This window comes from Spirosoma pulveris (genome assembly GCF_054781875.1).
The window spans coordinates 1,122,315-1,134,497 of the sequence record NZ_BAAGTO010000001.1 but is presented as its reverse complement, the minus strand read 5'-3'; the positions used below and the strand labels follow the sequence as shown (position 1 = coordinate 1,134,497).

Sequence of the window (12,183 nt, the reverse complement as noted above, 5' to 3'; positions counted from 1 at the left end):
CAACTCCTCGCTCCTACATACTAACTCCTGACTTATAACTCCTTCAAAAATTTCATTGTATCGACGCCATCAGCATAGTCGCTCAACCCTGGGCGCTGTGTATTGCCAAATGGAACACTGCCTGGATACCAGCCCTGTGCGGAGGCTACGACCTGAATCTGATTTGCATGCTTACTGAGCCAGGCTGAAGCATCGTCCTGAGTTTTATAGGTCTGAAAGTACAGAACAGAAATAGGGGAGACCAGAGCATCATTTTCAGTCAGCAGTAAATAGCCATTATCCAGATGCGGTACGGCATTGATCAGATAAATCGACTTATTATAATCGTAGTTATTCTGGTACTTATGATTGTTGAGGTAAATAGACACCTGTGGCTCAAGCGTACGCAGGAGAGGAGTGAAATCATACGCTTCGGGTACCAGAATAGTCGACACGTTACGGCAACCTAGGCCATAATAGTCCGAAATGTCATGACCAAGCTTTAAAAATTCGTCTTCCGTCTCCTCACCCATTAGCAAACCGACCGATGTCCGGTTCTTGCGGATGATGTGTGGCTTTTTGGCAAAATAGTACTCGAAGTAACGAGCGGTATTGTTGCTGCCCGTTGCGATATAAGCTTCCGCTGCATTCAAACGGTCGGCTTCTTCAATAAGGTCGCTAAACTGCGGGTTGATCTCCTTTAATTTTTGTATTAAATAATGGATAAGTGCAAAATCTTGGCTACTGAGTTTAGCCATGAGTTTATGCCCGCTCATGAGAACGCAAAGCAGGTCATGGAAGCCTACAGCCGGAATATTTCCAGCCATAACAACGCCTACTGCATGTACGTGTTGACCGGAGCCGATAGTGGAGTCAAGATCATATTGATTTACCCAGGCAGAAAGTTTATCGGTTGTCAGAAACTCATTGGCAATCGCACTAAGCGCATTCTTCGAGTTTTCGGGCGTGAACCAGTTATTTTTATAGTACGCTTGCTGGACAATTTCAGTAAGTTCGGGTTGAGCGTCGGCCGAGCGTAGAAAATCGCCCAGGGCAACGAACGTATGCAGTCGTTCTGATAAAATCATGAATCGGATAAACAAATGGAATACCCCATCAACTATTGTAATTAAATATTAGTTTGGCGCCAACCTTTAAATAGTTATATTTGTTGTTCAATTTACAAGGCTATTGTTTTACGTTAATAAATAAATACTGCTCATGGCAATCATGATCACCGATGAGTGCATCAACTGTGGTGCCTGCGAACCCGAATGCCCCAATACGGCTATCTATGAAGGTGGCGTTGAATGGACCTGGGGAGGTGGAACCGAACTGACCGAAGTTGATTTCGGCGATGGCACGGTTGTGAGTGGTAAGGCACCGCAATCACCAGTTTCCAATGAATTCTATTATATAGTATCTGATAAGTGCACGGAGTGTATGGGTTTTCATGAAGAACCCCAATGCGCTGCTGTTTGTCCGGTGGATTGCTGCGTGCCTGACCCAGAACATGTTGAAGACGAAGAAATTCTGTTAGCCAAGAAAGCGTGGTTACACGCTGAGGCATAAGAAAACAACTTTCTTATAAATGAAGCCCAATCAGTTCGCTGGTTGGGCTTTTTTGCATTTTAGACATATTTGTTTAATAAAATAAGCATTATGTAGATAAAAAAAGGGCATTTCATTAAGAATAATATTTGGTTTAATCGCTCTTGAACAAAATATATTAAAATTATTTATTTTAGGTAAATTAGGGTATTTTACATCTAAGTTTTAGCATATTTTTAATAAAATTGACTTATTTCGGACAGAAATCATAATTATTTTGGGTAGTCTATTGCATAGGATAAATTATTCAACAAAATTTGCTTCGTAATAAGACCACAGTAAAGATTATCTGCAACCGAATAAACAGTATGAAAAAAGTAATTTTACTTCTTAGTTCTTTGTTTTTGGGTTTTACCGCTCAAGCGCAAGATTCGACCACTGCTGCTCCAGGGAAGTTTACGTTTTCAGGGTACATGGATACGTATTACTTCGGGAACTTCAATAATCCCAAAAGTCAGTCCAACCTGGGCTTGGGCGGGGCAGGGAAAGCTGGAAACGCCCGTGCCTTCGATCAGCGGGCCGGCCAGTTTGGAATTGGATTGATTCAGGCAAAAGCTGTTTACTCGGCCAGTAAGGTTGATGCCGTAATGGACTTAACGTTCGGTCCATTTTCTGATCTGGGTAACTACGGTAACTACATTGGTCCCCTTGGCCCCGGTTCTACTTCGTTAGCGATCAAGCAAGCTTACATTACATACAAGGCAACGAATAAACTATCGTTCACGGCTGGCCAGTTTGGTACACATATCGGGTATGAAGTAATCGACGCCCCGGTGAATTACAATTACTCGCTGTCTAACTTATTCAATAACGGTCCTTTCTATCATATCGGCCTGAAAGCACAATATGCCTTCAGTGACCGGGCATCGCTGATGGTAGGGTTGGTGAATAACGTGGACAATCTATACGACAATAACAAGAAGAAAGGGCTGATCAGCCAGTTGTTCTTCTCACCCGTATCGGGCTGGAATGTTTATTTGAACGCTATCGTGTCGAATGAAGCAACAAATGATGTAGATGCTGTCACCGCCGATAAGGCAACGTATCAATTATTTGATTTAACCACTACCTATCAGGTAACGTCTAAGTTTTTCTTAGGACTGAACGCGGCCTCTGGTTCTCAGAAAGGGGATTATCAGGGCACCGGCGGCCCATCGACCTCAAAAAGCTGGGGTGGTGTAGCTGTTTATTCGAACTATGCCTTCACGGACAAATTTGGTCTTGGTGTTCGTTACGAAACATTTGACAACAAAAACGGGGCCCGTGCCTTGACCGATGCTGCCGGTTTGGGTGCTAGTGTCAATTCGATCACGGTGACTGGAAATATTACCGCTGCGGACGGCCACTTACTGCTCAAGCCTGAGTTGCGGATTGATAGTTATTCCGCCAATAAATTCGAGAAGAACGACGGTTCGTTGACAACTTCACAGGCCACGCTCGGCATGGCTGCTATCTTCAAATTCTAGTAACTGGTACTCAATTTCTTAACCCAACTTTCATTAGTACAACAAAAAACCTCAATTTCTATGCAAAAGCCAAACTACATCCCTCTCGCCATATTGCTGATTATCAGTATATTGGCTGTGTTTATGCCTTCCGTTCCGACACAAATTGTTACAGAAGGAATAAATTCTGGTGATACCGCCTGGATGCTTGTTGCTACCGCGCTGGTTTTGTTGATGACTCCAGGTCTGGCGTACTTCTACGGTGGAATGGTTAACAACAAAAACGTTATTTCGACCATGTTGCAAAGCTTTGTAGCCATGGGTGTAATCAGTATTCTGTGGGTAGTGGTTGGGTTTAGCCTGGCATTCGGTTCCAGTATCGGTGGCTTTGTCGGTAACCCAATGGATCACTTCATGTTCAAAGGGGTACTGGACGGTAAGCCATGGTCGCTGGCGGCTTCTATTCCGCTGGTCGTCTTCGCCTTCTTTCAGCTTAAGTTCGCCGTCATCACCCCAGCGCTTGTTACGGGTTCGATGGCTGAGCGTATCAACTTCCGTTCGTACGTTCTGTTCATGATTCTGTTCAGCCTGTTCGTTTATGCTCCTTTGGCGCATATGACCTGGCATCCGGAGGGTATCCTGTTTAAGTTAGGTGTTCTTGATTTTGCCGGTGGAACTGTTGTACACATGTCGGCAGGTTGGGCTGCGCTTGCGGGTGCTTTGTATCTGAAGCGCCGGAAGTCGCACCTCGAAGCCAGCTATTTCCCACCGGCAAACATCCCGTTCGTCTTGTTAGGTACAGGTCTGCTGTGGTTCGGTTGGTTTGGTTTTAACGCTGGTTCGGCAGTAGCTGCTTCTCCATTGGCTGCTTCGGCTTTCGCTACTACGAATACGGCTGCTGCTGCTGCCGGTCTTGCATGGGTATTGTTTGATGCCGCTAAAGGCAAGAAAGTATCGGCTCTAGGTTTCTGTATCGGTGCGGTTGTTGGTCTGGTTGCTATAACCCCTGCCGCCGGTTTCGTGACCATCCCAACGGCCATTTTCATTGGTACGATTGGGGCTATGATTTCAAACTATGTAGCTCACCTGCGTTCGAAGTCAACGCTTGACGATACGCTTGATGTATTTCCCTGCCACGGGGTTGGCGGTATGGTAGGTATGGTTATGACGGGTATCTTCGCGAGCAAAGGCATCAACTCCGCTGTTGTTGACGAAGGGCTGGCATTTGGTCAAACCAAACTGTTCATCACCCACATGATTGCGCTGGTTGGTGTATCGGTATTCGCTTTCATAATGTCCTACGCATTGCTTAAAGTTACCGATCTGATTCTGCCACTGCGTGTTACGGAGGAAGATGAAAAAACCGGTCTGGACGTAAGCCAGCACGACGAGTTCCTCATCGAAGCCTAAATTTATATAGGATGTGTGATACAGGATATATGCCGACGCATTACCCCGATCATACATCCTATATTCAATAGCAACTGAGCCACAGGCACCCTGTCTGGCCTACAATGTCTGACAGCTTTATCTGTGGTTTTGTTGTACTCATGGAGCCGTTCCCACTTGGGAGCGGTTTCCTATTTTAAGGGCATTTCAGAAAGTCTGATTAGTGTACTGGACAGCGTTAATCGGAGTCATTAAGCAAAGGCTAGGGCAAGCAAGGCGAGAAGTGCCGGAAGCGCCTGAACAAAAAAGATAGAACGTTGGGCGGTTAGTGCGCCAAATACACCAGCTATTACAACACACCCCAGAAAGAAGTAAGCAACGTTGATTTTCCAGACTGCGTCGTCAATCAATAACGACCAAAGTAGACCGGCGGCCAGAAAACCATTATAAAGCCCTTGATTGGCCGCCAGCGATTTAGTTTTCTCGAATAAGTCGATTGGTAATGATTTGAAGGTTTTACGTCCCTGGGTAGTCCAGGCGAACATTTCCAGCCATAGAATGTAGAGATGTTCGAGTGCAACAATTCCAATAAGGATTTCAGAAATTAATTTCATATCGTAAAGGGTTTGATTAGAAGGTGTTGCTAAAAACGCAAGAACGTTAAACGCCAATAGAATTACACCACAAATGGCATTTTTGATGTCATCAACCTTTTGATTAGCAGGGTTTTGCTGACTACTGTCAAACGTGATTGCTTCAAACCATGGGCAATAAAAAAGCCGGTAGTTACACCGGCTTACTTTACAATTTAACTCGTCGTTAGTCAATGAGTTTCCAGTAGGGTCTCTGGCTCAGTCACATCCATTAAACCGGCAGCATTGACTGCGCTTAAGTGAACGACCAGCGTTTCGTTAATGAGCAAAGGGTCGTACTTGGCTACAACACGGACGTAGTTCTCGGTAAACCCCTGCATCAGCCCATCGGCCACATCTTCCTCAAAGAGTACGGTGGCATCCCGACCAACCTGCGTATCGTAAAAGGCCCTGCGTTTTTTATCCGACAGAATGTGCAGCATCTTTGACCGCTCCGCCCGAATTGGCCCCGGAACGACCGGTTTAATGGTCAATGCAGTTGTATTCGGCCGCTCGGAGTAGGTGAATACATGCAGGTACGAGATTGGAAGTTCAGTCAGGAATACGTACGTTTCCTTGAACTCCGCATCGGTTTCACCGGGATGTCCGACAATCACATCAACGCCGATACACGCATGGGGCATTAATTCTTTGATCTTCTGGACCCGATCAACGTAGAGTTCTCGTTTGTACCGACGGCGCATTAGCCCCAGCACGCGATTGCTGCCCGATTGAAGCGGAATATGAAAGTGCGGCACAAAGCGCTTCGACTGGGCAACAAATTCAATGATTTCATCGGTAAGCAGATTCGGTTCAATACTCGAAATGCGAAAACGTTCGATGCCTTCCACCTCATCCAAAGCCCGAACAAGGTCGAAAAAAGTTTCTTCCCGCTGGCCGTTGATCAAGCCGAAATCGCCGATATTGACACCAGTCAGCACAATTTCTTTGACCCCCCGTTCGGCAATTTCACGAGCAGCCTTCACAACGTTGGTAATCGTATCGGACCGACTTTTGCCCCTTGCTAACGGAATGGTGCAATAGGCGCACGGGTAGTCACAGCCGTCCTGCACTTTCAGGAAGGTACGTGTCCGATCGTTAAGCGAATAGGCGGCATGATAATCAATGGCCTCTTCGATGGGTGAATTGAATACCTGAGCAGGTTCGCCCGTAGGCACCTTCACAAAAGTGGGCATGAGCTCGTGCAGACGGAATTTTTCGGCGGCACCCAATACCGCATCGACACCCGGAATCTCCGAAATCTCTTTCGGTTTTAGCTGGGCGTAGCACCCCAAAATGGCTACGTAGCCATCAGGATTAATTTTCTGCGCTTCACGAACAATCTTCCGGCATTTTTTGTCAGCATTGTCCGTCACAGAGCAGGTGTTGATGATAAAAACATCGGGTTGCTGGTTGAACTCCACCCGTTCAAAACCCTGCTGTTCCATCAGACGAGCCAGAGTAGAGGTTTCGGAAAAATTCAGTTTGCAACCGAGTGTATAAAAAGCAACTTTTTTCACGGCAAGATCTATATCCTGCAAAAGTACAAAAAAACGATGGGGTGGGTTCCGTTTTTCATGGTTCAGCCGGTAGTTTAAGTGATAACCCGGCTTTTTTAGCCATGAGATACCGTTTATTTATCCTCCTGATAAGCAGTTTATTTGTTGTAGTTCAGCATCGTATTCAGGCACAGCAGAAACCGGTAAGCGAAACGGTTAGCTATGGGCCAGATTCACAGCGGCAAACCGGTGTTCCCAAGGGTCTTGTAACGAAACACACCTGGAAAAGTAACGTATTCCCCAATACCGTCCGCGAGTATTATGTGTACGTTCCGGCTCAGTATGACCCGCAGCGTCCGGCTGCCCTGATGGTGTTTCAGGATGGTCATGCGTACGTGAAAGAAGATGGAGATTTTCGAGTACCTATCGTGTTTGATAATCTCATTCACCAGAAAGCCATGCCCGTTACGATTGGTTTGTTCATTAATCCCGGCCAGCATGGCGAAGAGCTACCCAAAGACCCTTTTCGAGCCGATAATCGAAGCTTCGAATACGATACGGTGACCAACCAATACGACCGAATGCTTATCGAAGAGCTTATTCCCGAAATCAGCAAGACCTACAAGTTGGCTGACTCTCCTGCCATGCGAGCCATTTGTGGCCTGTCATCGGGGGGCATCTGTGCTTTTACCGCTGCCTGGCAACGGCCTGATTACTTTCAAAAGGTGTTAAGCCACATTGGAAGTTTTACCAATATCAAAGGGGGATACGTGTATCCGTCACTGATTCGGAAATCGGCTAAGCGACCGATAAAAGTCTTTTTACAGGATGGAAACAACGATCTGGATAACCAGCACGGTAATTGGTGGCTGAGTAATCTGCAAATGGAAGCGGCTCTTAAATTTAGTGGTTATGATTACAAATTTGTGGGCGGAACCGGTGGTCATACGGGTAAGCATGGGGGCTCTATTCTGCCGGAATCCTTACGCTGGTTGTGGGCCGATGTTGCTGGAAAATGATCGTGTAGACGCTGCAGCTTCGTATTTTTGCTGAACCTATGCATCTATTCTATCAACCCGAGATTATTGCCGGCGAAACCACTCAACATTTAACGGAAGATGATTCCCGCCATGCTGTCAAAACATTACGGTTGCGGGCTGGCGACGCGATTACCGTTACGGATGGACACGGAAATCAGTATGCTGCCGTTATTCATGAAACGGATCTTCGCCGGTGCGCCTTTCGCATAAAAGCTGTGCAGACAACGCCCCCCCGGCCCTTTTCGATCCGGATTTGCGTGGCCCCCACTAAGAACCTGGATCGGATCGAGTGGTTCGTTGAAAAAGCGGTGGAAGTGGGCATCGAGCGAATCAGTTTCTTTTTCGGTCAGCATTCCGAGCGACGAGTGTTGAAATTGGAACGCATAGAAAAGATCGCGATTGCGGCTATGAAGCAGTCGTTACAATCTTTTTTGCCTAAATTAGACGATGCGGTTCCGTTTGGTGAAATGCTGAAAACCATAGGGGATGAACAACGGTTTATTGCTCACTTGCCAGCTAATCAGCCCCCGGTCAATTTGGCGAAACAAGCAACCGAAGCCGGGCAGTATGTTATTTTGATTGGGCCAGAAGGCGATTTTGCCGATAACGAAATTCAGCAGGCACTTACTGTTGGCTTTCAGGTGGTGACCCTTGGCCCCAACCGACTTCGTACCGAAACAGCCGCACTGACGGCCTGCCAGCTATTGAATTTTATTAATCAGTCATCTCTGGGCTAAGCTGTCAATTGGCCCGTTTGTTGAGTAACTAATTGCCAGCATCAGGTTGGTCAGATAAGCAATGAAAAAATTACTTCTCGTTTTCGTTCTTCTACAGGTTTCAGTAATCATCGCGAATGCACAGTATGCCTATAAAATTGCCAAGCTCAAGTACAACGGTGGGGGCGACTGGTACGCCAATAAAACCTCTCTGCCTAATCTGATCAAGTTTGCGAATGCCAGCCTGCGCATGAACATATTCCCGGAAGAAGATATTGTTGAGCCGGGCAGTCCTGATATTTTCGGGTATCCTTTTGTACACATGACGGGTCATGGCAATGTTACCTTCAGCGACGCCGATGTGCAAAACCTGCGTCGGTACCTGATGTCGGGTGGTTTTTTACACATTGATGATAATTACGGACTGGATAAATTTATCCGGCGTGAAATGAAAAAAGTCTTTCCGGAGCTTAACTTTATAGAGTTGCCATTCAATCACCCGGTTTACCAGCAGAAGTTCAAGTTTGCGACTGGATTGCCCAAGGTACACGAGCATGATGCCAAGGCACCCCAGGGCTTTGGCCTGATCTATCAGGGACGGCTGGTTTGTTTCTATAGTTATGAGTGCGATTTGGGGAATGGCTGGGAGGATCAGAGTGTCTATAATGACCCAGAACCGGTGCGGCAGCAGGCACTTCGTATGGGTGCCAACCTGTTGCAATACGCAACAACCACAAATTAATTAAAGTATTATTGCGGGAAGACAAGCCAAAACGCTTTAAATTTCGTTAGTTTTGTAGGAGTATTCCCATGTTATCAGTAAACTTCACCTTTTAATTTTATTATTGTGATTGTACTGGCCGCGTTCATTGGGCATTGGTATTTGTCCCTGTTCTGCCAAACCTTTTTTCTGCATCGTTATTCCGCCCACAAAATGTTCTCGATGAGCAAATTTTGGGAGCGTTTTTTCTATGCACTCACCTACGTATCGCAAGGTTCGTCGTATCTGAGTCCGCGGGCTTATGCCGTGCTTCACCGGATGCACCACGCCTTCAGTGACACTGAGAGAGACCCTCATTCACCTCATCACACGAAGAACATCTTCACGATGATGTGGAAGACTAAAGATATTTACAATGCCGTACTCCACCGCAAACAGCCTGTAGAGCGCCAGTTCGACCGGAACTACCCGGAATGGAGCTTCATCGAAAAAGTAGGTGATTCGTGGGTATCGCGCGCTGGCTGGGCTGTCCTCTATAGCGTCTTTTATATTTTCGCCTTTATCTATCTGGATATGCACTGGGCGTTTTTCTTCCTGCTGCCAGTTCACTTCGTAATGGGACCTGTACACGGTGCAATTATTAACTGGAGCGGCCACAAATACGGTTATTCGAACTTCGACAATCAGGATCAATCGAAAAACTCGCTTATTCTGGACGTAGTTATGATGGGTGAGTTGTTTCAGAACAACCACCACAAACGGCCTAATGCGGCTAACTTCGGCGCTAAATGGTTCGAATTTGACCCCACTTTCCCCGTAATCGGCCTTTTGCACAAACTGCATATCGTTCGGTTAAGACCATCCGCTGAAGCTAAGAAAGCTCAGTACGAAGTGGGTCATGACCGGCGGGTCGAAGAAGTTCAGAAAGAGATAGAAGCTTAAGACAATAGTTCTAGTTTATATAAAAAGCTCCGACCTGATGGCCGGAGCTTTTTTGTTGTAAGGCAGGCGGGAAGCCTCATTGTTAAGCTTTAGCCTGGTTAAAGCGGGTTTCCACCCGCCTTACGGTTTACTTCAGCAAATGGTCGGCAATATCCTGCCAGCTTTTTACACGTTTGAATACGGTGTCTTCGCGGTTATGCAATGCATCAAACAGCAGCCCTTCGCCCTGAAACGTCTTTAGGTTACGGGGAAGATCGTCGATCAAGTAGTCGGTGTTAAGGACACTTTTGTCGCCCAGGAAAATGTAGTTATGCCAAGATATATCGGGGAAATGTTCCTGTAGCCAATCCCATTTCTCCCGCAGCGAATTTGGGAACTCCTGAGCCGCGGAGGCAACGAACACCTCATATCGCTCCATCAGTTGACTAATCACTTCTTGTGCGCCTTCCATGACCGGAATGTCCCGGAAGAAGCCTGGCTCATAGACTCGTTCGGATATTGCTTTGTATTCGTGCTCATCAAATAATTCGTGGAATGACTTCTCCCTCAATTCCTCAAGCGTGTAGCGAGGCATTTCGCCTTCAAGATACAATTTAATGAACTTGGCGTGTGTGTCTGCCATCACATCATCCATGTCAATCGCAATTCGTTTTTTCATGTAGTCAGAACCGGGAATTTAACCCTTAGAATCTGGTTAAATTCCCGGTTAGAGTTTAAGGGTTACATCAAATTTTTCTAAATAATCCGCTACTCGACGGACAAACTGACCACCCAGCGAGCCATCAACCACGCGGTGGTCGTAGGAATGGGACAGGAACATTAGCTGCCGTATTCCGATAAAGTCTCCTTCCGCCGTTTCAATAACTGCCGGTTTTTTTACTATAGCACCAAATGCCATAATGGCTACCTGTGGTTGTACAATGATAGGCGTACCCATGAGGTTGCCAAAGGTGCCGATGTTGGAGATCGTGTACGTGCCGCCCGCCAGATCGTCGGCGGTCAGTTTATTTTCGCGGGCGCGTCTGGTTAAGTCATTTATACGCTTGGTTAAACCAACAAGGTTATACTGGTCGGCATTGTGAATGACCGGCACGATCAGATTGCCACTCGGCAAAGCGACGGCCATGCCGATATTGATCGATTTTTTTACCAGAATAGCATCGCCTTCAACGGATACGTTGATCATCGGGAAGTCTTTGATTGCCTTCACAATGGCCTCAACCAGAATGGGCGTGTAGGTTAGGTTTTCGCCGGTTTGCTGCTTAAACTGATCCTTCATTCGGGTACGCCACTGGACGATGGGCGTCAGGTCGGCTTCAACGAATGAACTGACGTGCGGGGAAATCTGCTTCGATTCCACCATCCGCTGGGCAATCATTTTCCGCATCCGGTCCATCTGAATAATGTCGGCCTGTCCGTTTACGGAACCGTTGAGCTGGCTGCCTGCCGGTTTCGGCACGGCTGATGAAGCTGCGGAGTGAACTAGTTGCGTTTGAGAAACAGTGGATGAAATAGCCTGTTCGGGTTGCAGCTCGTTTTCGTTTGCAGAAGGTGCCCGGCCTTCAGCGCGGTCAATAACGTAAGCGAGTATATCTTTCTTCGTAACCCGATTTTCGGCACCTGAGCCCGGAATGCGGTCAAGCTCATCGCGCGAAACGTTTTCCTCTCTGGCAATATTCAGTACGAGTGGAGAATAAAACCGGTTGCTGAAAATTGGGCTATCACCCGCTAATGTTTTCGCCGAAGTCGCTACGGCTTTCTCGGCGGGTGCTGAGCGGCTGCTTAGAGCGGCAATGCCCGTTTCAAGTTCATAAGCCGCCGTTTCAACAGCTGGCTCAGGCATCAGATCAGGTTGGGGAGCAGGCACGTTGGCAACATCGCCGACGCCTAGGGGTGTGCTGGTTGCATCTATCGCCGAAGACTCAGCCGGTGTCGATGGGTGGTGAGTTTGCTCTGTTTCAACAGCCGCTTCGGTGTCAATGCGGGCGATGGATGCACCCACAGCAACCACATCGCCTTCTTTGACCAGGATTTCCTTTAAGATGCCGTTGTGTGAAGCTGGCACTTCTGTATCCACTTTATCGGTGGCTACTTCCAGTACAGATTCATCAGCCTCAATACGATCACCAGGCTGCTTGAGCCAGGCAATAACCGTACATTCCATTATACTTTCGCCCATTTTGGGCATAACCATGTCGATGAGAGCCAT

General features: G+C 47.1%; 12 protein-coding genes. 7 read left to right on the top strand and 5 right to left on the bottom strand.

The window, feature by feature from the left end:
* Positions 1-32: 32 nt before the first annotated feature.
* Positions 33-1,067: an acyl-CoA reductase gene (locus tag ACYVJM_RS04655; protein WP_461147028.1), complete on the bottom strand. Its 1,035-nt coding sequence runs from the start codon at positions 1,065-1,067 to the stop codon at positions 33-35.
* A 133-nt stretch (positions 1,068-1,200) separates the two neighbouring features.
* Between ACYVJM_RS04655 and ACYVJM_RS04650 the strand changes: the two genes are divergently transcribed.
* From ACYVJM_RS04650 to ACYVJM_RS04640, 3 genes are all read left to right on the top strand, one after another.
* Positions 1,201-1,551 carry a 4Fe-4S dicluster domain-containing protein gene (locus tag ACYVJM_RS04650; protein ID WP_461147027.1) on the top strand — a complete coding sequence of 117 codons (351 nt, stop codon included), beginning with the start codon at positions 1,201-1,203 and terminating at the stop codon, positions 1,549-1,551.
* Positions 1,552-1,898: 347 nt separating this feature from the next.
* Positions 1,899-3,056 carry a porin gene (locus ACYVJM_RS04645; protein WP_461147026.1) on the top strand — a complete coding sequence of 386 codons (1,158 nt, stop codon included), beginning with the start codon at positions 1,899-1,901 and terminating at the stop codon, positions 3,054-3,056.
* A 60-nt stretch (positions 3,057-3,116) separates the two neighbouring features.
* Complete coding sequence (locus ACYVJM_RS04640) at positions 3,117-4,445, top strand: ammonium transporter (RefSeq protein ID WP_461147025.1); 1,329 nt, start codon at positions 3,117-3,119, stop codon at positions 4,443-4,445.
* Positions 4,446-4,675: 230 nt separating this feature from the next.
* Here ACYVJM_RS04640 and ACYVJM_RS04635 read toward each other — a convergent pair whose 3' ends face one another.
* Together ACYVJM_RS04635 and mtaB are read right to left on the bottom strand one after the other, a co-directional pair.
* On the bottom strand, positions 4,676-5,038 hold the full coding sequence (locus ACYVJM_RS04635; protein ID WP_461147732.1) for a DUF1304 domain-containing protein: 363 nt from the start codon (positions 5,036-5,038) through the stop codon (positions 4,676-4,678).
* 209 nt (positions 5,039-5,247) lie between these two features.
* A complete protein-coding gene (gene mtaB / locus ACYVJM_RS04630) occupies positions 5,248-6,576 on the bottom strand; it encodes a tRNA (N(6)-L-threonylcarbamoyladenosine(37)-C(2))-methylthiotransferase MtaB (RefSeq protein WP_461147024.1) in 1,329 nt (442 codons plus the stop codon).
* 101 nt (positions 6,577-6,677) lie between these two features.
* Here mtaB and ACYVJM_RS04625 point away from each other — a divergent pair, with 101 nt between their 5' ends.
* From ACYVJM_RS04625 to ACYVJM_RS04610, 4 genes are all read left to right on the top strand, one after another.
* Complete coding sequence (locus ACYVJM_RS04625; RefSeq protein WP_461147023.1) at positions 6,678-7,574, top strand: alpha/beta hydrolase; 897 nt, start codon at positions 6,678-6,680, stop codon at positions 7,572-7,574.
* 38 nt (positions 7,575-7,612) lie between these two features.
* A complete protein-coding gene (locus tag ACYVJM_RS04620) occupies positions 7,613-8,332 on the top strand; it encodes a 16S rRNA (uracil(1498)-N(3))-methyltransferase (RefSeq protein ID WP_461147022.1) in 720 nt (239 codons plus the stop codon).
* A gap of 61 nt (positions 8,333-8,393) precedes the next feature.
* The gene (locus ACYVJM_RS04615) at positions 8,394-9,053 is read left to right on the top strand and encodes a DUF4159 domain-containing protein (RefSeq protein ID WP_461147021.1); all 660 of its coding nucleotides are present in this window, start codon (positions 8,394-8,396) and stop codon (positions 9,051-9,053) included.
* Between the two features lie 105 nt (positions 9,054-9,158).
* The gene (locus tag ACYVJM_RS04610; protein ID WP_461147020.1) at positions 9,159-9,974 is read left to right on the top strand and encodes an acyl-CoA desaturase; all 816 of its coding nucleotides are present in this window, start codon (positions 9,159-9,161) and stop codon (positions 9,972-9,974) included.
* A 127-nt stretch (positions 9,975-10,101) separates the two neighbouring features.
* Here the strand turns inward: ACYVJM_RS04610 and ACYVJM_RS04605 are convergent, their stop codons facing one another.
* Positions 10,102-10,632 (bottom strand): 5' nucleotidase, NT5C type, encoded by a 531-nt coding sequence (locus ACYVJM_RS04605; protein ID WP_461147019.1) that lies wholly within the window; start codon positions 10,630-10,632, stop codon positions 10,102-10,104.
* Positions 10,633-10,680: 48 nt separating this feature from the next.
* Entirely contained in the window at positions 10,681-12,183 is a 1,503-nt protein-coding gene (locus ACYVJM_RS04600; protein WP_461147018.1) for a dihydrolipoamide acetyltransferase family protein, read from the bottom strand.

Bases quoted from the DNA above. Each gene is read 5' to 3' on its own strand.
- ACYVJM_RS04655 (WP_461147028.1), bottom strand. From the start codon at position 1,067: ATGATTTTATCAGAACGACTGCATACGTTCGTTGCCCTGGGCGATTTT.
- ACYVJM_RS04650 (WP_461147027.1), top strand. From the start codon at position 1,201: ATGGCAATCATGATCACCGATGAGTGCATCAACTGTGGTGCCTGCGAA.
- ACYVJM_RS04645 (WP_461147026.1), top strand. From the start codon at position 1,899: ATGAAAAAAGTAATTTTACTTCTTAGTTCTTTGTTTTTGGGTTTTACC.
- ACYVJM_RS04640 (WP_461147025.1), top strand. From the start codon at position 3,117: ATGCAAAAGCCAAACTACATCCCTCTCGCCATATTGCTGATTATCAGT.
- ACYVJM_RS04635 (WP_461147732.1), bottom strand. From the start codon at position 5,038: ATGAAATTAATTTCTGAAATCCTTATTGGAATTGTTGCACTCGAACAT.
- ACYVJM_RS04625 (WP_461147023.1), top strand. From the start codon at position 6,678: ATGAGATACCGTTTATTTATCCTCCTGATAAGCAGTTTATTTGTTGTA.
- ACYVJM_RS04620 (WP_461147022.1), top strand. From the start codon at position 7,613: ATGCATCTATTCTATCAACCCGAGATTATTGCCGGCGAAACCACTCAA.
- ACYVJM_RS04615 (WP_461147021.1), top strand. From the start codon at position 8,394: ATGAAAAAATTACTTCTCGTTTTCGTTCTTCTACAGGTTTCAGTAATC.
- ACYVJM_RS04605 (WP_461147019.1), bottom strand. From the start codon at position 10,632: ATGAAAAAACGAATTGCGATTGACATGGATGATGTGATGGCAGACACA.
- ACYVJM_RS04600 (WP_461147018.1), bottom strand. From the start codon at position 12,183: ATGGCTCTCATCGACATGGTTATGCCCAAAATGGGCGAAAGTATAATG.